The organism is Peribacillus sp. FSL H8-0477 (assembly GCF_038002765.1).
GTDB lineage: Bacteria > Bacillota > Bacilli > Bacillales > DSM-1321 > Peribacillus.
This window is the reverse complement of the sequence record NZ_JBBODE010000001.1, coordinates 1,379,418-1,402,544: the sequence shown is the minus strand read 5'-3', so window position 1 is coordinate 1,402,544 and position 23,127 is coordinate 1,379,418. Positions and strand designations below refer to the sequence as shown.

Sequence of the window (23,127 nt, the reverse complement as noted above, 5' to 3'; positions counted from 1 at the left end):
TAAAAGCAGGGTCATTATTGGCTCTGCTTTTATTGAATGAAGAAAGGCGGTGACAGACAGTGTACCGAAATAAAGAACCGAATGAAAACTTGGGTGAAATATTGTCTCAATATGGACTTCGCGTTAAGTATCTTGAAGACTTTGGGAAAATCACGAAGGTCTACAGTGAACAGGGGATTTTTGCGTTAAAGTCAATGCCAGCACAGGAGGGGATTGATTTTATCCGCAATATCCAAACGCTGTATCAACGCGGCTATAATCGAATTGTGCCAATTTACCAAGCTGAGGGTGGTCGATATGGCGTTCTGAATAACAACCGTTTGTATTATTTAATGCCTTGGCTTGTTGATGAAGAAAGCGGAGAACGTTCCGAGCGTCACAAGCAGATGTTTCGTGAACTAGCACGTATGCACACGTTATCGGTGAGAGATATTCCGGTGGATGCTGAGGAACGAGAAGAGCATTATAACGTGACCGTTGAGGAGTGGAAAAAGCAACGGGAATTTTTAGATGAATTTGTCATTGCTTGTGAAAAGAAATGGTATATGGCGCCTTTTGAAATGATGTTTTGCAACTATTATACCGATATCTCACAAGCAATGGATTACTCCCTGAAAAAAATAGAGTCGTGGGCAGAGAAGTCAAAGGACTTGGAAAAAGTCAGGACAGTTGTCACACACGGCAAGGTCTCACTAAAACACTTTATTTATAATGAACGAGGCTATGGTTATTTCATTAATTTTGAAAGGTCACAAAAAGCACCGCCGCATTTTGATTTGCTTCCGTTTTTGGAGAAAACGGCCAAAACATATCCCTCCAATAATAATGATTGTATTGATTGGTTATATAATTATTTTCGCTATTTTCCGTTTAAGGAAGAAGAAATGCTTCTTTTCCAGAGCTATTTAGCTTATCCCGGCGCTACTGTCTCCATTGCGAGAAAGTATTTCGAGAAAACAAACAAAAGTGAGTACCACTCCGTGAAATCATTACAACGCCACTACTGGCAGTTGAAAAACATTGAATATATGGTGATGAAAATTGAAGAAATTGAAAACAGTAAAAAAGCTGCAGCAGCGGAAGCAGCTCAAGCAGCCGAACAGGAGCATAGTTAATGCCGGAGCAGGAGGAGAATCATGATCATCCTTGCTCCGGCTATTTTTTATCTGGAAGACTCCTTCACGTAATCCTCGCACATACCTGAAATAGCTCGCATAAGCTAGCACAAATCGTATAAAATCTCAGAAATAAGGAAAAGATGATTGACGAAAGCCCTGTTTTTTAAGTAAGATAATAGTATTAATTCTTTTGTGAATAATGACGTAACTACATAAATTGAATGCTGTGATCAGGAGTAGTACGGTGGAAAGCTGCTTTTAGAGAGGAAACCGATTGGTGAAAGGTTTCTAAGTAAGTATCCCCTGAAGTCGCCTGTGAGCTGTATCCGTGAAGTGAGTAACGGGTGCCGGCAGAAGCCGTTATCTTATTTGAGAGCCGATTAAGAATCGCAAAACACGCGATGATTCTCTTTTTCGGAAAAAAGGTGGCACCGCGAAAAACTTCCTTCGTCCTTTTGAGATGAGGAAGTTTTTTTATGGAAAAAAAGCCATTATAGGAGGAATTATTATGGAAGATAATCTACAATCAATGCCAACGAAATATGATCCGCAAACTATCGAAAAAGGGCGATATGAGTGGTGGTTAGAAGGAAAATACTTTGAAGCCGCACCTGATGAAACAAAAGAACCGTATACGATTGTAATCCCGCCGCCGAATGTGACAGGAAAGCTTCATTTAGGTCATGCATGGGATACCACACTCCAAGATATTCTGACTCGTATGAAACGGATGCAAGGAATGGACGTACTTTGGCTGCCGGGAATGGACCATGCGGGGATTGCTACTCAAGCGAAAGTAGAACAAAAACTTCGTGCAGATGGCATAAGCCGTTATGACCTAGGACGCGAGAAATTCCTTGAAGAAACATGGAAGTGGAAAGAAGAATATGCAGGACATATCCGTGATCAATGGGCGAAATTAGGATTGGGTCTAGATTACTCCCGTGAACGATTTACCCTTGATTCAGGTTTGTCGAAAGCTGTTAATAAGGTGTTTGTTGACTTATACAAAAAAGGTCTAATCTATCGTGGGGAACGAATCATTAACTGGGATCCAGCTACGAAAACAGCCCTTTCTGATATAGAAGTGATTCATAAGGATGTTCAAGGTGCCTTCTATCATATGAAATATCCGCTTGCTGATGGTTCAGGTGAAATTGAAATCGCAACAACTCGTCCAGAAACGATGCTTGGTGATACTGCGATTGCGGTTCATCCAGAAGACGATCGTTATAAACACCTGATCGGAAAAACTGTTATTTTACCAATCGTTGGACGTGAAATTCCAATTGTGGGCGATGATTATGTTGAAATTGATTTTGGTTCAGGGGTTGTAAAAATTACACCGGCACATGATCCGAATGACTTTGAAGTAGGGAACCGCCATAATCTTGAACGCATTCTTGTGATGAACGAAGACGGTACGATGAATGCGAAAGCTGGTATTTATGAAGGAATGGACCGTTTTGAATGCCGTAAGCAGATTGTTAAAGATCTTCAAGAACAAGGTGTATTGTTCAAAATTGAAGAACATCTTCATTCAGTTGGCCACTCAGAACGAAGCGGAGCTGTTGTAGAACCTTATCTTTCTACACAATGGTTTGTTAAAATGCAGCCGCTTGCTGATGCTTCCATTGAATTACAGAAGAAATCCGAAGACGAAAAAGTTAATTTTGTTCCTGAACGGTTTGAAAATACGTACTTACGTTGGATGGAGAATATTCATGATTGGTGTATTTCTCGTCAGCTATGGTGGGGACATAGAATTCCTGCTTGGTACCATAAAGAAACAGGCGAAGTCTACGTTGGTCAAGAAGCACCAGCTGACAGCGAGATGTGGGAACAGGATAATGATGTGTTAGATACTTGGTTCAGTTCAGCACTTTGGCCATTTTCTACAATGGGCTGGCCGGATACTGATCAAGCTGATTTCAAACGCTATTACCCAACCGGTGCACTTGTAACTGGTTATGATATCATTTTCTTCTGGGTATCACGGATGATCTTCCAAGGAATTGAATTTACAGGAGAACGTCCATTTAAAGATGTGCTTATTCACGGACTGGTTCGCGATGAACAAGGCCGGAAAATGAGTAAATCACTAGGTAATGGTGTCGATCCAATGGAAGTGATTGAGAAGTATGGTGCCGATTCATTACGTTATTTCTTGTCAACAGGCGGATCACCAGGTCAAGATCTTCGTTACAGTACGGAAAAAGTTGAATCCGTATGGAACTTTGCGAATAAGATCTGGAATGCTTCTCGCTTTGCCTTGATGAACATGGACGGCTTGAAATATGAAGAAATCGATTTAAATGGTGAAAAATCAGTGGCCGATAAATGGATTTTAACGCGTTTAAATGAAACGATTGAAACCGTAACAAGACTAGCTGACAAATATGAGTTCGGTGAAGTTGGCCGTGCCCTATATAACTTCATCTGGGATGACTTCTGTGATTGGTACATTGAAATGGCGAAGCTGCCATTATACGGGGAAGACGAAGCAGCGAAGAAAACAACACGTTCGATTCTTGCTTATGTTCTTGATAACACAATGCGCCTGCTTCACCCGTTTATGCCGTTTATTACCGAGGAAATATGGCAGAACTTGCCGCATAATGGGGAATCCATTACCCTTGCAGCGTGGCCGACTGTTGATCCTGCGTTGACGAATACGGAAGCAGCAGAAGAAATGAAGCTGCTTGTCGAAATTATTCGTTCTGTACGTAACATCCGGTCAGAAGTAAATACGCCGATGAGTAAGAAGATCAACTTGATGTTAAAAGCGAAAGACGAATCAATTGTGGCGAAGCTTGAGAAAAATCGTGCTTATCTTGAACGTTTCTGTAATCCTGAAGAATTAACGATTGGGGTAAATGTAGAAGGACCAGCACAAGCGATGACTGCGGTTGTTACGGGTGTTGAACTCATTCTTCCGCTGAAAGGCTTAATCAATATTGAGGATGAAATTAAACGTTTAGATAAAGAGTGTGAGAAACTGAATAAGGAAGTAGAACGTGTTCAGAAAAAACTAGGCAACGAAGGCTTTGTTAAAAAAGCCCCAGCAGCTGTTATTGAAGAAGAACGTGCCAAAGAACAAGATTATGTAGAAAAACGTGATGCGGTAATCAGCCGGATTCAAGAATTAAAGCAATTGTAAGCCAATACCCGCTGAAAATAACATGTTGTTATTTTCAGCGGGCTTTTTAAATAGAAGAATGGTAATATGGAAAGAAAAATTTACAGTTCAGCCATGAGGAGTGGAACTAATTGTTTAACACAGTGGAAGAAATGATGAACTATTTACATACTCGAGAATCAGCGTTGGGCATGGATTTTGGCCTAGGGAGAATGGAATCGATCCTAACAGCTCTAGGGAATCCAGAAAGAAAATTCCGGTCGATTCATATCGCTGGTACCAATGGAAAGGGTTCAACCCTAAATGTAATCAAGCAAATATTAATACAGTCTGGTTTACAGACAGGAACGTTTACCTCTCCGCATCTAGAACGAGTAAATGAACGAATTATGATTAATAACACTCAAATTTCAGACAAGGACTTACTTGAATTGATAAATAATGCGTTTCCGGTCATTGAAAAATACGGGGCTACCTATTTTGAAATTTTGACGATTCTTTCTTTTATGTACTTTGAGAAAAGGAAGGTTGATATCGCTGTTATTGAAACAGGGTTAGGCGGTCGACTGGATTCGACCAATGTCATTACACCGCTTCTTTCAGTGATAACCTCCATTGGACTTGACCATACGAATATTCTTGGGAATACACTGGCGGAAATCGCTTTTGAAAAAGCGGGTATTATTAAACAAGCAGTACCTGTTATTTCAGGCGTTCGTGTTCAGGAACCATCCAGTGTAATTGCCGCTAAAGCAGCTGAGCAGTCCGCACAGCTTTATAGGCTTGACCACGATTTGACGATAAGCAACTATCAAATACAGAATCAAACTCAATCGTTTTCACTTACGTTTGGAGATGTAGAATTCGTAGACCTGATTCAACCTATGTTTGGCAGACATCAAGTCGACAATGCAGCACTTGGTGTTTCGGCGATCTTACTATTGAATCAGCAATATGGTTATCAAATAGATGAAGAGTGCATTCGGAAGGGGTTACTTGCATCCAAATGGAACGGCAGATTTGAAAGGCTGAGTCCTCAGATAATTATTGATGGTGCTCATAATCCTGCGGGCATTACAGTTCTGATTAAAACCTTAAAGGAACGGTATCCTGATAAGAATTATCGTTTTGTCTTTACAGCCTTACAAGATAAAAAGTTCGACGACATGCTGCATCTTATTGATGAACATGCATCCGCACTGATTTTGACGCAGATAGACATCGATCGAGCTTCCAGCCTTGATGATCTACTTAGAGCAAGTAAATTGGCTGATAAAATCGCCTTCACTGATTGGAAAGAAGCCGCTGAATATGGCCTAAATACGGTAAAAGAAAATGAAATACTCATTTTTACGGGTTCATTATATTTTGTTGCCTTTGTTCGTCCGTACTTAAAAAGGAAAATAATTTTCTGAAAACTATCTAATTAGTGTGACTTTAATCCAAATATTTGCTAAAATATTTAAAAACAAGGACTATTTTACCAATATTTACATAGTTTTTGGAAGAAGGAGGGGGAAATGGTGATTTCAAATCGGAAAATATGGACGATATGGGGATTATGGGCACTAATTTTTCCATTAGGTCTCTGGCTGACGTTTCATTATTTTCCTCCTCAATTCATCGGCAAGGAATGGCACCTTTTAGCCTTTTTAGCATTAATGTGTGTTCTTTCCATGATGCCGATCATGATTAACAAGGATCCGGTAACGGTCGTACAAGGTGTTTCGTTAGCTCTCTTTCTCGAATTTGGATTAGCAGCAGAAATCATGGCGACACAGATTTCCTTCATCTTTATCCTTTTGATGGTACACATCCGTCGTCCGGAAGTATATCGCATTCCGCTTAATTCACTACTATTTTTTATTATGAGTTTAATGAGCGGTTTAGCCTATTATTCATTCGGCGGTGATCATCAATTTGGTTCAACATTAGATGGGAAGCACATTTTTTTAATCATGGTCTACCAGTTAGTCTATTTTGTTACCAACTCAATTATGCTCTCCATCTCAGATTATTTTTTACATAATAAGAAATTCACGTTTAAAGATGAAAGTCTCTTATGGGACGGCATAGCCACTTTGTTGATATTGCCAATCGGGATTATCTTATTCATTCTCTATCAACAAATCGGAATTATTTCAATCGTCCTTATTGGCGTTCCCATCATTAGCTTAGCTTGGATTCTAAAATTATATAATCAATCTAAACAGATTAATACTCATTTGAAAAGTGCTGGAGAATTTGGTCATCAGCTTACTCAAAAACTTCATATCGATGGTGTTCTTGAATTATTCATTAATCGGATATCGACGATTGTTGAGACTGAACAGGGCTATATATTCGATATATATAACGCAGAAAAGGAAATTCATCTACTGCGCTATTTTGAAAATGGTGTGGCTAAAGAAAAAAATATCGAGCCGCTGCGGAATGGACTTGGAATTACCGGAGAAGTTTGGCAGACGGGGAAAGCGTTACTCTTTCATTCTCGCAAAGAATGGAAGCATCTCGATATGGGCATCATTGAGCCGAATATAGAGAGTATTATGACGATTCCGATTGTCAGAGACAAGCTGGTTGTAGCAGAAGTCATGCTTGTATCGACAAAAAAACGCGCCTATGAAAACCATCAAATGATGATAATGGATATTCTTTGTTCGTATCTAGGTGTGGCTATTGAAAATGCTAGACACCATTCACTGGCCATGCAGCAAAGCGAGCGCTGCCCATTAACTAATTTATATAATTACCGATATATAGAACGAGAACTGCAAGTACAGTTTACGAATCTAGCTAACCACATTACGAAAAATGTCTCACTTATTTTAATCGATATTGATCGGTTTAAAGCGGTAAACGATAGTTTTGGTCATCAAAGCGGCAATGAAATTCTCTGCCAGTTAGCAGAACGGCTGAATTCAATTGTGGGTAAAACGGGAACGTTAGCTAGATATGGCGGAGAAGAATTTGTAATTCTTCTTCCGAATCTAGCAAAGGAAGAAGCTTTTAAATTTGCTGAATTTATCCGATTATCGATTGCCAATAAACCATTCGCGGTCCATTCAGATCTTGATGAACACCGCTCCAAACAGCTGGTGACGATTACTGCCAGTATGGGTGTAGCCACTGCGCCTATTGATGCGGATGACGAACAAGCACTGATTCGTCACGCAGACCGTGCCATGTATACAGGAGCTAAGCAGGCCGGAAGGAACAAAGTTGCTCAGTATGTGGGATAAGTCTACCTGTGTCACAAAATTTGTAAAATAAACAAGATTTTTGTAAGAACCGCGTTATATAATAAAAGTAAGGAATAATAATAGATTATAAGAGAGCGATGTGTATGGACATGAAGAAACTAAGTACAATCTTTTTGTCATTATTGCTGATTTTTTCGATTTTCACACCTATGTCTAATAATGCCGAAGCAGCTATACAATCAGGATCAAAATTACGGGTGCTTGAGATTGTGGCTTCCGGAGGATCCCAATTACCGAGCCAACTTAAAAAAGGGAATTTTGATTATGATTTTGACTATACGGTTATGACGATGAAAAAATTTGTTGCGTTACGTGAGGAATTAGATGGCAAGTATGATGTGATTGCCATTATGGAAGGCAACTATACAAGTACGGGAGTAAGCGGGAAAAATCATAATACTTCAGGAGTTATGAATGACATAACCAGGTTAAAAGCAAATGAAATTATTGAAGATTTTATTATAAAGGGTCAACCTGTTATTTTGGACGTAGACAGCATCAAGACAGGAAATAAATTAAAAGAAAAATTTAATACGTATTTATCCAATACACCGGCTAATGTTATTTTATATGATAAGAAATTTTTTACAGGAACAAGAGAATTTAGATCAGACTTTAATCAGTTTTTAACTAGCAATGCATATAAACAAACACCTAGTTATTCTTTGACCAGAGAACCTAGTAAAACAGCCCAGTATGTGCCGGGAAATACGCTTGATTTTACTATGAATGTTACCGTTCCTGCTGATGTTAATTCTAGAAGCTTAAAAGCTAAACTATATATTGATTCTAATTTTGACGATAAATATTCAACAGATGAAATCGTGGCTGAGAAAGATGTGTTATCTTCTTCGTCAACCATTTCCTTTGTATTGCCAAAAGGCTATTCAGGGGTACGGTACTGGAAGCTGGAATTAGTGGACAATGCAACGAATCTAAAAAGTTATGAAAAAGGTATGATTAAATTTAAAGGAAAATCAGTAGATGTAAAGGTTCTTCAAGTTACGAATAGTTCAAATTCAAGTTCCCTAAAGACCGAATCAAACATGAAGCAATCCTATTTAAAAAGAACAGATGAATATAATATTGAAATAGATGTAGTCAACATGACGACATTTAATTCAACAACACATCGGACAATCAATGGTAAATACGATATGGTGATCTTCGGGTTCGCTGATTCATATAATAAATCAGCAGCTATTTCTCAAATTGCCGCTGACACTGTAAATTCTTATATTAATTCTAAGCAAAGTGTTATGTTTACTCATGATACAATTTTCATCGAAAATGGTTCAACTACAAACACTTGGGTGCAAAACTTTAGAGATGCGACAGGGCAAGATAACCCAATGACCAATTTAGGATATTCTGCACCGAACCAAGCAACAAACACAAAAATAGTTAATAAAGGGCTCGTTACTTCTTATCCATTCTCAATTGATAAAGATGCACAAGGTAATGAAAAAACAAATATTAAAATTGCTAATACTCATAATCAGTATTTTACATTGAACTTAGAAGATCCCGATATCATTTCATGGTATAACATTGATGAAGACAGTCGGGATGCGAATGACAGTTGGAATCATTATTATACGTATTCTAAGGGGAATATTACTTATTCAGGAACTGGCCATACAAGTACTGGTTTTCCAGATGAAGAACAACGTTTATTCGTCAATACGATGTACCGTGCATTTTTAGGTTCGAATCATGCACCTGAAATTACTGTGCATACGCCTTCAGAAAATCAAATCATTCCAACAAATCAGAATATCGAATTATCATACACATTACAAGATTATGATTTGAAAGATAAGAAAGTGTCTACTAAGGTGTTTATAAATGACAAATTAGTCTCGACCAATAATGATGTTACTAATGGATCGACAATAAATGAATCATTGAGACATGAAATGCCAAATGGCGGCGAGGTTCTGATAAAAATTCAAGCAACCGATGCTTCTGGTGCTATAAGTGAAAAGGTAGTTAAGGTTCTTATTCAAAAGATAACAGCTAGTCTAGAAGTGAATCGCTCTATATCAGCACCAAGTCCAGTGAAAACTGGGGAGAATGTAATTGTTGATTATATAGTGACGCCGCAGGCCATTACAGGGAAAGCTGCTGAATCATTAGTTAATGACTTGAAGCTTAAAAAAATAGATGAAGTAAGTGTTAAGTCAATACAGTTACTAGAAAATTTTCCAGCGAATTTAAAAGTGGTCTCAGAAGGAACGAAAACAGGCAGTGAAGAAACAGGAATCAAACTGGTTAGAAACCTTTCTGATATCATTTATGAAAAATCCGGAACTGAAAGAAACCCTATATTTACGGCAAAGCCCATAACTTTTTCGGTTCAAGTAACACCGATTAAGAAAGGTCAATATGCCCTTAACGATTCAATACTAAGCTATACAGACCTAAACGATAAAAAGGAGAAACCAGCATTCAATTCTATTAATTTCTTTGCTGATGTGGCTTTGACCGGGATTAAACTCCCAGAAAGCTATATTTTAAGTAAAGGTTCTGAAAAGAATTTCAGCCTTGATTTAAAAATACTTCCTGAAGAGGCTGGAATTAAAGAGATTGTTTGGAGTGAAGAGAGTGGTGGGAAAAACCTAGAGATTAATCCTGCGACTGGTGTTGCTAAGGTTATTAAGGAAGGTCAGACCACTGTTAAAGTAAAAGTAACCGATAACTTTGGGAATGTAAAAGAAGCTAGTGCAACCATTACAGTTCGGATTCCAGTTGAAGAATTCACTGTAAAAGATATGGACATAGATGTTGGTGAAACATTGCCGTTGCCTATTACGGCTATAGTACCTGAAGATGGTAGATCTAGTTTAGAAGTTTGGCTTGCTGATGAGACGGATAATAAGAAAACAGCTTCTATTAATAAAGATGACTTCACTATTAAAGGTTTAAAAGAAGGTACAATTAAACTGTTTGTCGCGGGACTAAATTCAGAAGGTGTCAGGACTGAAAAAACTGCTACTATTACTGTGAAAAATGTACCCGTCACAAATATCATAGTGACGCCTAATAGTGTGAAAATCGATAAAACAGAGATTTACGATAAATTTACGGTTAGGGTTGAACCTGATAATGCTACAAATAAGGAAGTGGTGTGGACTTCACTCAGTCCAACCATTGCCTCGGTAGTAGAGAACGGTAAAATTCAAGGAAATGCTACAGGTGAAACTATACTAGAGGTAACAACTCCAGATGGAAAAGTAACAACAAAGGTAACTGTTAAGGTTGGACAACCATTGACATCCATTTCGGTAGACGGGCCGATATATATTACCAAAGGTCAGACTAATACTATTACGGTTATTAAACACCCAGCAGATTCAACAAATGTAAAATCCACTGAGTTTACCCAAGCTAAGGGTGAGGAATATTATGTTAAACTCGATAAAATTACAGGTGAGATAACGGGCGAACGAATAGGTCAATCCATGGTGACCGTAAAAGTTATTGATGAAGAAGGAATGCAATTTACTGCTGAGGTGTCTGTCATAGTCAGTGAAGAAGGCGATAATGGCAGTGGCGGCGGTAATAACAACGATGATGATAAGTATTAAAAGGAACAAGAGGGCTGCAGTCTCCATGCCCTCTTTTCTTTTTATTTTTCGCTGCATGCATCATAGAAAGGGTGTAAAATGAGAACTCCTTTGAAGAAATATCTAGTAATATTCTTGATTATTATGGTAGCAGCCGGTTCTGGTTTCTATGCGTATACATCAGCAACTGCTAAGGTGAATCCTGAAGAACTTCATGCATTTATAGAAAATATTACTTCTGGAAATAAAAAACAGGTGTTGGAGTCATTAGAAGATAACTCGAAACTACTAAAAGCAGAAACAGAGAATGGTAGACGACCGCTTGAATATGCGATTGCTTATCAGGAGTATGCTATCGCAAACGAACTATTGGAAAAAAACGCGAAAATCAATGAACAATCAGCCATGCCGCTGTTTGTTCAGCTGTCACTTTCATTGAATGATAGTATTCAGCTTGAAGGTAATCCTGACATGCAAAAAGATGCTGTTAAGTTGTTTAAAACAGCGATAAAACAGGATAAGGATCAGTTGAATCTTGTTGATAACGAGGGGAATACGGCCCTGCATTATGCCTCATTAAAAGGCAATGATGAGGTAGTGAAGCTCTTGCTGGAAGAAGGAATATCTCCAGCTGTCAGCAATAAAACTGGTGAAACGGCTCTAGCTTACGCTGTGCAGTCAGGAAAAACGAAGGTTTGTGAACAGCTGATAAAGGCAGATAAGAAGCAGGTTAACGTCGTAGATAAAAGTGGCAATAGCCTTTTAATCAGTGCAGTTCTTAATGGCCGGAGTGATATCGTCAGCTTGCTTCTTACACATAATATAGCCGTAGATACAAAGGATAAAGCTAAAAAAACAGGGCTCATGTATGCTAGTGAGTTTGGTAACGTTGAAGTAGTTAATTTGTTACTCAAAGCCGGAGCAAACGCAGCGTTAAAAAGTCCTGAAGGAATAACTGCTTATGGATACGCAAAAGAATGGAAGCATGAAGACGTGATGGATACATTAAAAAACTCCGCTGACTAATCTGAGCGGAGTTTTTTTGTTAGTTATCTTTTTCCAGTCGATCTGGAACGGCGGAAAGCTGTTTAACTTTAGGTAATGCATCTTCTTGTTCGAAAAATAGTCGTTTATTGTTAACGATTTTAAATCTTGAAAATTCAATATCAGCTTTTTCGTCAAAAGTCAGTTCAGGGGTGCCCTCTGCTGCATTCCCTCTAAAACTATTAATTGTTAAGTTATCTTTTGAAAAGAGGCCGCCCGTCACATTCAGTAACGATCCTACTCCATAGACATCCGCGACTGAAGCGGTATACAGATATCCATTAATTCCAGCTGTAGTTTTGTTAAATTTATTAACTAAGTTAATATCTAAATTGCCCTGAGTCATTAAAATAAAGGCGGGATTTTTCCAAATATCTTTATCAATTGTTCCGGTTGTACAGGAATTTTGATAACAATGAATATTAGCATTTTTTATGGTGGTTTGGCCTAATACATAGATAACAGAATCAAAACTCAAGTTCCCTGTCAGCTTTAAATTACCGGTTATTAAAATATTTCCTTTTATATCGAGTGCTTTTTGAGCGTTATCTTCAAAATTTGCGTCACCATCAATAATCAGCCATCCATCCTCAGGTACGGTTAAGGAGGATACATTAATATTTGGATCGCCGCGATACAATATATATGGAGATGCTGGAGGTTTTTCTAATTTTTTCGAATCTGTATACGTTGGAGCTTCTTTTGCTAATTGATCGCGGATATGGGCGACTTTAGCTTCATTTCTTTTTTCCTCTGTATCGTAAAACGCAGTAGGAAAATCGCTTAGCATAATCCCGACATCTCTTGCTTTTTCTAGAAAAGTACCAGGGATATCGATATCAGCAAAGGGTGCATCCAGTTGTGCGTATCGTGGGGCATATTTGTCACTAAAAGCTGTGTGGATATCTATTGGTAACTTCTCACGGGATAGGGTTCCCCAGCCGGCTGTTTTTTTATAAGCATTGGCGGTTTTACTATAACAGTTTCCACTCGTACAAAGCTGTAGATCCCCTTCTTCAATAAAAAGTTCTGAAGTAACTTCGGGTGAATGTTTACTAACTGGGAGATACGTTGATTTTGATTGAAGCACGCCGTTATTCATATATAATGCTTCATTACTAATATTCAAGGAATACCGTGAATAAATATCTCCTTGGATGGAGGGCGAACCATTCATGGTTAGATTTGAACGCGATCCGAGTGCATATTTTAGAAAGCTTGGAGTGGCGGTTACATAAACTAACTGGCTGTAAGGTGGACTAGTTACCTTTAGTACTCTCGTAAAACCAGCTGTCAGAGGGGCACTAGTTGTATCCTTAAGCTTGTATCCAATGTTTTTAGCATTTTCTTCATCCATAAATTTTTTAAGTTGCGTATCATAGGTAGTGATTGAAGTAAGCAGAGTCGGGCTGTTATTAGTGATAAATGCTTGGGTAACAGCAACCCCTTCTTTCATGGCAGCCAGCGCATCTAGATTTTCGGTAATATCCGTTTCACGCGTTTCGGTACGTTTAGCACCGCCAATATTTGCAGCTAAAAGGACTAGAAGCAGGGTTGTCAGAACGAGAAAGACCAGCATGACGGCTATAAGTGTGGAGCCTTTTTGACTTTTTAACATATGATCCTCCTTAAAATCCGAAGCTGCTCTCGAGAACGAGCGGTTCTGTTTTAATCAGTGAGCCTTGTATTCGAGGATTATTTTCGATAACCATCGTTACATTGAGTGTGCCATGTGTACATTCTTTTTGGTCTCCCTTATTTGTACAAGCAGAAGAAGGGGCTAGTGAAATCTCTGTTTTCTTGCCGTCTAACTCATCTAGTAAGGTTGCACTTGGAATATCTAAAACCGTCGTCTCAGTTCCACTTTCTTTGGTCCTATTAATCGTAAATTGACCATTTTTAAAATAAATGTCTATTTCCGCTTTATCCGTATCAGTATCCTCGATAAGATAGCTGTTAATCTCTTTTGTACCGGCCCGGTTAAGCTTAATGCCATCAGCTGTCGTTTCGATACTTTCAGGAGAATTGCTGTACATTTCATCTAAAATCATCGTCGCTATATAATCGGCTTCATCTCGAAGCTGTCCTTCGATTTGGATTTTTTGATAGAGATTGAGTCCGGTCGTAAATAATAAATAAATCATAGAAGAGACAATTGTCCCAATCATTACAGTCAGTAAAACTTCAATGAGCGTGAAACCGCGATTAGATGAAAGTAGTTGTTTCATTTTTTTATAATCCCTTTCACCGTGGTGTCCTGTTCATTCCATGTAACGTTAACAGAAATCGGTATCAAGTTTTTTTCTAATTGAAGGGGGGTCTCGACTTCTGCATCAATTTTCTCAGTAGAATCTTTTTCATACTTATTTAGTGTAACGACGGCTTCAAATCGAACGTTGTTAATGACAGATTCAAAGATCCTTTGGCAGGTAGCGTCACTGCTGAGGTCGGCACAATTACTTTTATTTAGGACTAATGGGCTTGTTGTTGTGTTAGTAAGATAAGTCATCGTTTTATCAAAATCCAGCTGTTCTATATAATTAACAACGTTTCTAGCAACATTTATACCTACCGTTTTACTTTGGTTGTTTTTTGTATAATCATAGGATTGATTGAAGAATGATAGGATAGAAACGGAAATAATACCCAGCAGTGAGACTGATAGAAGGACTTCAATTAAGGTAAATCCTTTTTGGGTATTGAAAAAAATCATTTTTTTCATAGCTTTCCCTTCTTTCAATATAACTGTATTTATTATACAATAATTATAGGCGATTTTTGTAATTATGGTTATAAATTCTTTTATACGAAAAAAATACAAGTTTAGAGAAGGGGCAATAAATTGGAAACGATTATTTTTGCATGTATTTCTCTGGTTTTTCTAATTCCAATTTTTTATTTTCTCCCGATGGGTATCGATTTTAAGGGGAAAGTAATTCTTATGGGGGCAGCTATGATCGCCGCTATGGCGGGATTAATAGCTAATTTTACCTACAATCCTTGGTTAGGTGCTCTTCTATCATTGCTTCTTCTCGTTATATTTACCTATCTATTTGAGAAGAAAACCGAGTTATTTGCTTTGATAGGAAATGAACAAGGTAATGAGGACTATTCATACAATTATTCTGCCGAATCGACAGTAAATGATAAAGGAATCGAACAGGCAATTAATTTTAGTGAACAAGGAGATCAAGATTTCGAACAGCTTCTTCATGAATCAAAAGAAGAAATAGTTGATTTTGATAGTGAACCTGATTTAGAACACATTATTTTGGAAAAAGAAATCAAGAATGATCCAGAAGCTCAATCTAATCCAACCCCAGTTTTAACTTCTGAAGAGTTTGACTTTTTCCAAAACCAAATGGAAGTGGAAGATCCAGATGTAGAGGACAAGCCGTCCGTTTCTGAGTCGAAACTAGTAGAAGAGTGGGATGAGGACCTATTTTTAGAGGTTGTAGAGTCTGATGAAACAGAAGCAGAAATTGTGGATGAGTGGGACGAAGATTTATTTTTAGAAGTGTTGGAGTCGGAGACAATCAAGGTTGAGGAAGTACCTGTAAACGAAGATGAAAATCTGATTAGTGAAGCAGGTAAGGAATCTGAAGAAGTCATTTCACTGGCTGAGCTTCTTGAAAGTGAAAATGTTACTGAGGAAATAGATTCACTTGAAGAGAATGTCTATGTTGAAGTGTTTACTGACAGTGAAGCCGCTGCTAGTTTAGAAGAACAACCTGAGTGGATTGGACAGAATGTAGTAGAAGAAATTGATTCAGAAGAAATCTTAGAGTTCATAGAGGAAACAGAAACAGCAGAAGGCCCTGCGGAAATTGATGAACATTTAGAAATCATGGTGCAAGAAGTAGAAGCTTTAGCTGAAATTGCTGAAGAAGCACCAGCTATAACCGATATAGATACTAGTATTGAACAACAAGAAGCAGTAAAGGAAGATTCTCAATCTGAAATGCCTGTTCATAAAACCAAGCTCCAACAAGAGCTGTTCCAGACATTAATAGAGGAATTAGTACTTGCTAAAAAACAGAAGAGTGATCAGGATTATGAACTGCTGGTCAGCAGTTATTTAGACGATAGTCTGCCGCATCAGGATTATTATATATTTGCCAACATGTTAATTCAGCAGTACGTTCAGACGAAAAATCAAGAAAAGCTGACACAGCTTTTAGCACGTTTAGAGAACAAATTCCAAGCATACCCGGTTGTGCTGGCAGAAATTAGTTATCTGAGCAATCGTTTCTGCAAGGATCATACTAGATTATCATTTTAAACAACTAGATAAGCAGCATACAATAATCTAAATTCATAGACTAGGTAGGGTGAAGAAATGAGAACAAGCGCACAAATGCTAGGACTTCCCATTATAAGTATTTCAGAGGGACTTGAAATTGGCACAGTTAAATCATTGGTGATTAATCCAGAAAAGGGATCGGTCGATTTTCTAACAATAGAGCATGAAGACTGGCAGGTAAGTGTTAAAGCCATTCCATTTAAAAAAGTAATTGGAATTGGAGAGTATGCACTAACAGTAGATAGTGAGGGCGCGGTTATAGATTTGAATGAAATTCCAATTGCGAACCAGCTGGTCAATAAAAAAATTAAAATAACAGATGCAAGAGTGATGACTCGTAAAGGTGAACTTCTAGGGTCTGTTATGGAATTTTTCACAGATGAAGACAACGGTCATGTGATTGGTATGCTGATAAAGATTAAGGATAAAGAAGTGATTCTTCCTTCTGAAACCGTTCTAACATTCGGAAAAGATATTCTAATCGTCACGGAAGAAGCGCCGAGTTACTTCCTTGATAACCCGAACCAATTACTAAACAGTGATGATGTGGAAGAGGGAATGTTTCTTGACGAGGGTATGGAAATCAAGAATAAGCAAATTGAGTTGTTAAAAGGAAAGAAATTAATTCGTAATGTCGAAGATCCATCAGGGAATATACTTTTCGCTGAAGGCTCTGTTTTATCAGAGGAAGACATTAGGCATGCACAAGAAGTGGGACCGGGTGTACTGGTTGGTTTGTCCATGAATGTGGAAGCGTAATCGTCTAAAAGGAGAGAACTAAATGTGAGGAACCAGCAGACGCTGAAATTATTTCTTGCTCTTATCCTATCAACAGGTTATATCCTCAGTTTTTCACATTTTGGGGCATCAGCGTTTAATAAGTTGGTCAATGACCAAGATATTATGGAACCAGGAACGACACTTGGAGGTCTGAATATTTCAGGTAAGACGAAACCGGAGATTAAGAAGTTGCTAGAGGAAGAGATTGTAGCTTGGAAGCAAGGAACGACCATTAATCTTACGTATAAAGAAATCGAAAATCAGGCGAGTGATGTTGATACTCAGTTTCGAGTAGAAGAAACACTGGCAAATGTAAAATCTGGTCAAAAAAATCTAGTTTCAGTATTGATTGATCAGGAAACTTTGTTGGAAGCAGTATATGATACATCAATTTCACTATCTTCGGAGGCGGTAAATACGGAGCAGCTGGCAAACGATATAAGTGCGAGCGCAACCATGCTTACCGCTGGTTCTTATCGGTTCCATTTAGAAAATTATTTGGATGGAGTGACTGCTGAGGATGAAGTAATCGCAAAAGCAGTCATTAAAACAGGAAAATATAGCAGTGAGATTAAAGAAATAATCAGTTTGATACAACCTGTTGAGATTCAGGGGAGAACACAATTTTCGCTGTTGAACAAACTGAAAGATCTTCAGGAAGATAAAATCTATAGTACGGGAGCATTGAGCCGGATTGCGACAGGCATCTATGAAACCATTCTTCCGACGAATTTTGCAATTATCGAACGAAGCGTAAGTACAAAGTTTCCAAGCTATGCGAATCTGGGTATGGAAGCGAAGGTCAATACGAAAAAGAATACTGATTTGGTTTTTTCAAACATAAATGAAAATTCTTACTTCCTTGAATTTACCCAAAGTGGTAAAAACTTAAATGTGCTACTCAAAGGGAAATCGTTCCTGAATCAATACAAAGTAAAGAAAAGTGCCGAAAAAAGGTATCAACCAAAAACAATCATTCAATTTGACTCGCAGCTTACCAGCGGGCAGATGAACGTAACTGAACCAGGTAAAGAAGGAATCTCGATTAAAATCACAAGGGAAATTTCTGATGAAAAAGGGAATTTGATTGAATCAGAAGAAATTTCAGAAGATTTTTATGCGCCTATTCATCGAATTGAAATTCATCCATTATCTGTTCCAGTAGTTGAAAGTACGGATGAAGAATCAGAAGATCCTTCTGATGTTGAAAAGGATGAAGACAGTGATGGTGTGGAAGATGAGTCGGGTTCTGATAGTGAGGATGGTCGTACGGAAGAAACCGATGAGAGTGACAATCAGGGGGAAACTGGTGACTCTACGGACTCGGATTCGCCCACACCGAACAAGGAAGTTGATTCTGAACGAACAGAGGATTCCGATGATAATATCTGGGAAGATCCAGATGCACCGGAAAAATAAGAAAAGCGGGGTTTAACTATGTCACAAACCCGAAAACGTTTAGGTGATTTATTAGTAGAAGCTGGTCTTATTAATGAAGATCAGCTTCATGCTGCATTAGAGGAAAAAACGAAAAATCAGCGTCTCGGAGATGTCTTGCTTCGTAAAGGCTTTATTACGGAGCAGCAGCTGATCGAAGTTCTAGAATTCCAGCTTGGAATTCCGCATGTCAGTTTGTTTAATTATCCATTTGATCCAAAGTTATTCGCGCTGCTTTCAAAGGAAACGGCTAAACGAAATTTGCTTATTCCCTTGAAAAAAGACGGAGAACGGCTCTATATTGCGATGGCCGATCCAATGGACTTTATAGCGATTGATGATTTACGTTTGGCGACAGGTTTTCAAATTGAAACGGCCATTGCGACAAAGGATGATATCCTGCGGACGATTTCTAAGTATTACGACATGGATGAAGGCCTAGTCGAGCTATTAGATGACCTCTCCAGTTCAAAAAATGCTGTTCAAGAAGAGCAAAGAGGGGATCAAGACTCTCCAGTGATTCGCTTGGTAAACCAAATTCTCTCCAATGCGGTGACACAAAAGGCGAGTGATGTTCATATCGATCCCCAAGAAACTAAAATCGTGGTCCGCTACCGGATTGATGGGGTGTTGCGTACCGAAAAAGTATTGCCAAAATCGATGCAAAATGTTCTGACTGCCCGAATTAAAATTATGGCTAAATTAGATATAACCGAACACCGGGTTCCCCAGGATGGCAGGATTAAAGTCAATTTAGAATTCTCACCGATTGATTTACGGGTATCGAGTCTTCCAACCGTTTTTGGTGAAAAAATCGTTCTCCGAATTCTCGATCTTGGAAGTTCGTTGAATGACTTAAATAAGCTAGGCTTCAATAACTTAAATCTGCAGCGTTTTCGTACGATGCTTGATCAGCCCAATGGGATTGTCCTGATAACGGGTCCAACAGGTTCAGGAAAATCATCCACATTGTATGCAGCGCTGAATCTCTTGAACAGCGAAGAAGTGAATATCATTACGATTGAAGACCCCGTTGAATATCAATTAGAAGGAATTAATCAAATTCAAGTAAATGCAAGTGTTGGGATGACCTTTGCAGCAGGACTTCGTTCCATTCTTCGGCAAGATCCGAATATTATTATGGTGGGAGAAATCCGTGACAGGGAAACCGCAGAAGTATCAATCAGAGCCTCGCTCACGGGTCATTTGGTCTTAAGTACGATTCATACAAATGACTCGCTTGGTACGATTACAAGGCTTGTAGATATGGGAGTTGAACCATTTCTAGTTGCCTCGTCGTTGAGCGGTGTTGTCGCCCAACGGCTTGTCCGCCGGGTTTGCCGAGATTGTGGGCAAAAACAGGAACCATCCAAACGAGAAATAGAGATTTTTGCAAAACGTGGGTTTAAAGTTGATCACGTAACCAAGGGGAGAGGTTGTGCTTCCTGCAATATGACCGGTTATAAAGGCCGAATTGCTCTCCATGAGATACTCGTACTGACAGATGATATGAGAAGAGTCATTATGAACGGTGAGTCCTTCTCGAAGCTTCGCGAAATGGCCATTAAGGCTAAAACTGTATTCTTAATGGATGATGGCTTGTTAAAGGTAAAACAGGGTCTAACCACAACGGAAGAAGTATTGCGTGTAGCAGTATTAGAGTAAAGGGGTACAGTTATGAAAACGAAAATTGATCAACTTCTGCGTGCAGGCCATGAATTAAAGGCGTCAGATATCCATGTAACCGTAGGTGTGCCGCCTGTTATGCGGTTAAATGGAGAACTAAAGAAATACGGAAAAGAGCTTCTCACACCGGAAGAAACAGAGGGAATGGCGCGTGGAATCATCCCAGATAATATGTGGGATGAATTTAAGGAAAAAGGAGAACTTGATTTTTCCTACGGAATTCCTGGTGTGTCGAGATTTCGGATCAATGCTTATTTTCAGCGTTCATGTGTAGCCATGGCAATCCGAATTGTTCCCACGAAAATTCCGACGCTTGAAGAGTTGGACTTGCCTCAGTCATTAAAGCAAATTGCAGCCAAGCCTCAAGGACTCGTTCTAGTCACCGGACCAACCGGAAGTGGGAAATCTACCACACTGGCTGCGATGATTCAATATATGAACTATACAATGCGTAAACATATCATCACGCTTGAAGATCCAATTGAGTATTTGCATAAGCACCATAATTGTATTATTGATCAGCGTGAAGTCGGCTTTGATACGAATAATTTCGCCAATGGATTACGTTCAGCCCTACGTCAGGATCCTGATGTGATTCTTCTTGGTGAGATGCGTGATTTAGAAACCATTCAAACAGCTATTACCGCTGCTGAAACTGGACACTTGGTCTTTGCTACACTCCATACATCGAGTGCTCCGACAACCATCGATCGGATTATCGATGTTTTTGAACCCGGACAGCAAGCACAGGTAAGAATTCAGCTTGCTTCTGTATTAGTGGCGATTGTATCTCAACGGTTATTCCCAACGATTGATAAAAAAGGCCGGAAAGCAGCCACTGAAATTTTGATTAATAATGCAGCGGTATCCAATCTAATCCGTAATGAAAAAATTCATCAAATTGTGAATGTGATGCAAACATCTCGTGCTCAAGGAATGCATACGCTCGAGAGCAGCATTAAAGAATTACTTGATGCAGGGATTATCTCGAAGGAAAACGCGTACACGTTTATACAGGGTAGGGTGGAGTAAATGGCTAAGTTCAACTATACCGGCAGAGACAAAAACGGTAAAAAGTCTGGCAGCGTAACCGCGCCTACCAAAAGTGATGCCGTAAAGAAACTCCGAAGCAGCGGAATCCGCGTAATTGAGATGACCCTAGTGCCAGAAACGATGCTGACTAAGGACATTACCATTGGTAATCCTGTAAAACTAAAGCATTTCGTCATTTATATCCGACAATTCTCCACTTTGCTTAGAGCGGGGGTGTCGGTGGTTGATTCGACAAGGATATTAGCCGAGCAGACGGAAAGTAAGTATCTTAAAAAAGCACTCATAGAGGTGGAACAAGACCTGCGTGAAGGAAATCCCATGTCTATGGCGACCGCCAAGCATAAGAAAATCTTTTCACCGATGTACATTAATATGATTCGCGCGGGTGAAGCAGGCGGTAATTTGGATGAAACGCTAGAAAGACTAGCCGATTTTTTTGAAAAACAAAATGTGACCCGCTCCAAAATCAAATCAGCGATGGCGTATCCGGCGGTGGTCGGAATCATGGCGATTGTTGTTGTGATTTTTTTACTTACAAGCGTCGTGCCGACATTTGCGGATATGTTTTCGGACTTTGGCGGTGAACTTCCAGCGATCACCCAATTTGTTTTAGATGCTAGTGACTTTATGCAACAAGCTTGGTACTTTATTGTACTGATTATCATTTTACTAGTAGTAGGAATTATCTATATTCAAAAAAATAAACAAACGAAATATTACTATGATTATGCGATTATGCGAATTCCGTTATTCGGTTCCATGATACAAAAGGCGGCATTGGCGAAATTAACGCGTACGCTAAGCTCTCTGTTCGCAAGTTCAGTCCCAATTCTTCATGCCATGACGATTGTAGAAGAAGTTGTAGAAAATGAAGTCATTGCCCGAGTCGTCCGTGACGCTCGCGATGCATTAGAACGAGGCCAATCGATTACCGAACCAATGAAGGATCACTGGGCCTTCCCGCCGCTGATTACGCAAATGATCAGCATTGGTGAACAAACCGGTGCACTGGATGCCATGCTGTCTAAAGTAGCCGACTTTTATGATCAGGAAGTAGACAATAGCACCGACCAGTTAAAGTCTCTCATTGAACCATTAATGATTGTATTTTTAGCAGGAATTGTTGGGGTCATTGTCCTAGCCATTATGGTCCCAATGTTCGATATATTTAACCAAGTAGACAAAATGTAGCATGTAAAAAAATGACATACTATGTATATACTCTTCGAGGAAAATATAGTATTATATGTATTAACAAAGAAAATAGGGTAAAAAGCCCTACATATACCATTAGGAGGAATAAACATGAATTTTGTCAAAAAAGCACTCAAAAACGAACGAGGCATGACACTTATCGAACTGTTAGCCGTAGTCGTTATTCTCGGAATCATCGCAGCCATTGCTATCCCAAGTATCGGCGGATTGATCGATAATACGAAGAAAGATGCGCACGTAGCTAATGCACAGCAAATGATCAGCTCAGCTAAGATTTGGGTATCTTCTAATTCAAACGAAGATACAAAAACATATACATTGAAAGAAATGATTGCGGATAACCAAATTGATGATTTCGAAGACCCTGATGGCGGAAACTATAATATTGATGATTCTTTTGTGCAAATTACTAAAACTGGGACGAATTATACTTATAAAGTTACATTAGTTAATGGAAAAAGAAATATACTCGATAAAGGAAAAAGTGAGCTTAAAAGATCTGCCGTTGTAGATAAGTAAT

Annotated in this window: 16 protein-coding genes and 1 other annotated feature; of the genes, 13 read left to right on the top strand and 3 right to left on the bottom strand. The window is 38.9% G+C overall.

Translation table 11 applies throughout. From position 1 onward, the window contains the following. The first annotated feature begins 59 nt into the window (after positions 1 to 59). From ysxE to MHI18_RS07125, 6 genes are all read left to right on the top strand, one after another. A complete protein-coding gene (gene ysxE, locus MHI18_RS07150; RefSeq protein WP_340846700.1) occupies positions 60 to 1,115 on the top strand; it encodes a spore coat protein YsxE in 1,056 nt (351 codons plus the stop codon). Positions 1,116 to 1,335: 220 nt separating this feature from the next. Beyond that, positions 1,336 to 1,576: a binding site (T-box leader), on the top strand. 50 nt (positions 1,577 to 1,626) lie between these two features. After that, entirely contained in the window at positions 1,627 to 4,278 is a 2,652-nt protein-coding gene (locus MHI18_RS07145; protein ID WP_340846699.1) for a valine--tRNA ligase, read from the top strand. A 110-nt stretch (positions 4,279 to 4,388) separates the two neighbouring features. Continuing rightward, positions 4,389 to 5,672, top strand: coding sequence for a bifunctional folylpolyglutamate synthase/dihydrofolate synthase (locus MHI18_RS07140; RefSeq protein ID WP_340846698.1), 1,284 nt, complete (start codon positions 4,389 to 4,391; stop codon positions 5,670 to 5,672). Positions 5,673 to 5,777: 105 nt separating this feature from the next. Beyond that, positions 5,778 to 7,499 carry a sensor domain-containing diguanylate cyclase gene (locus MHI18_RS07135; protein WP_340846697.1) on the top strand — a complete coding sequence of 574 codons (1,722 nt, stop codon included), beginning with the start codon at positions 5,778 to 5,780 and terminating at the stop codon, positions 7,497 to 7,499. Positions 7,500 to 7,603: 104 nt separating this feature from the next. Then, on the top strand, positions 7,604 to 11,110 hold the full coding sequence (locus MHI18_RS07130; protein ID WP_340846696.1) for a DUF5057 domain-containing protein: 3,507 nt from the start codon (positions 7,604 to 7,606) through the stop codon (positions 11,108 to 11,110). 90 nt (positions 11,111 to 11,200) lie between these two features. Beyond that, complete coding sequence (locus tag MHI18_RS07125; RefSeq protein ID WP_340846694.1) at positions 11,201 to 12,115, top strand: ankyrin repeat domain-containing protein; 915 nt, start codon at positions 11,201 to 11,203, stop codon at positions 12,113 to 12,115. Positions 12,116 to 12,134: 19 nt separating this feature from the next. Here the strand turns inward: MHI18_RS07125 and MHI18_RS07120 are convergent, their stop codons facing one another. The 3 genes from MHI18_RS07120 to MHI18_RS07110 are packed head-to-tail and all read right to left on the bottom strand — an operon-like array spanning position 12,135 to position 14,855. Further along, positions 12,135 to 13,751, bottom strand: coding sequence for a hypothetical protein (locus MHI18_RS07120; RefSeq protein ID WP_340846693.1), 1,617 nt, complete (start codon positions 13,749 to 13,751; stop codon positions 12,135 to 12,137). 10 nt (positions 13,752 to 13,761) lie between these two features. Next, positions 13,762 to 14,361, bottom strand: a complete 600-nt coding sequence (locus MHI18_RS07115; protein ID WP_340846692.1) for a type II secretion system protein — start codon at positions 14,359 to 14,361, stop codon at positions 13,762 to 13,764. Further along, positions 14,358 to 14,855, bottom strand: a complete 498-nt coding sequence (locus MHI18_RS07110) for a type II secretion system protein (protein ID WP_340846691.1) — start codon at positions 14,853 to 14,855, stop codon at positions 14,358 to 14,360. The genes MHI18_RS07115 and MHI18_RS07110 overlap by 4 nt, the downstream gene beginning before the upstream one ends. Positions 14,856 to 14,975: 120 nt before the next feature. Between MHI18_RS07110 and MHI18_RS07105 the strand changes: the two genes are divergently transcribed. The 7 genes from MHI18_RS07105 (at position 14,976) to MHI18_RS07075 (ending at position 23,126) form a co-directional block, all read left to right on the top strand. Next, on the top strand, positions 14,976 to 16,415 hold the full coding sequence (locus tag MHI18_RS07105; RefSeq protein ID WP_340846690.1) for a hypothetical protein: 1,440 nt from the start codon (positions 14,976 to 14,978) through the stop codon (positions 16,413 to 16,415). A gap of 57 nt (positions 16,416 to 16,472) precedes the next feature. Further along, complete coding sequence (locus tag MHI18_RS07100; RefSeq protein ID WP_340846689.1) at positions 16,473 to 17,195, top strand: PRC-barrel domain-containing protein; 723 nt, start codon at positions 16,473 to 16,475, stop codon at positions 17,193 to 17,195. A 24-nt stretch (positions 17,196 to 17,219) separates the two neighbouring features. Continuing rightward, on the top strand, positions 17,220 to 18,635 hold the full coding sequence (locus MHI18_RS07095) for a VanW family protein (protein ID WP_340846688.1): 1,416 nt from the start codon (positions 17,220 to 17,222) through the stop codon (positions 18,633 to 18,635). An 18-nt stretch (positions 18,636 to 18,653) separates the two neighbouring features. Beyond that, positions 18,654 to 20,318: a GspE/PulE family protein gene (locus tag MHI18_RS07090; protein ID WP_340846686.1), complete on the top strand. Its 1,665-nt coding sequence runs from the start codon at positions 18,654 to 18,656 to the stop codon at positions 20,316 to 20,318. A gap of 12 nt (positions 20,319 to 20,330) precedes the next feature. Next, on the top strand, positions 20,331 to 21,371 hold the full coding sequence (locus MHI18_RS07085; protein WP_340846684.1) for a type IV pilus twitching motility protein PilT: 1,041 nt from the start codon (positions 20,331 to 20,333) through the stop codon (positions 21,369 to 21,371). Beyond that, positions 21,372 to 22,583, top strand: a complete 1,212-nt coding sequence (locus MHI18_RS07080) for a type II secretion system F family protein (protein ID WP_340846683.1) — start codon at positions 21,372 to 21,374, stop codon at positions 22,581 to 22,583. 114 nt (positions 22,584 to 22,697) lie between these two features. Beyond that, complete coding sequence (locus MHI18_RS07075; RefSeq protein WP_340846682.1) at positions 22,698 to 23,126, top strand: type II secretion system protein; 429 nt, start codon at positions 22,698 to 22,700, stop codon at positions 23,124 to 23,126. Position 23,127 lies beyond the last annotated feature (1 nt).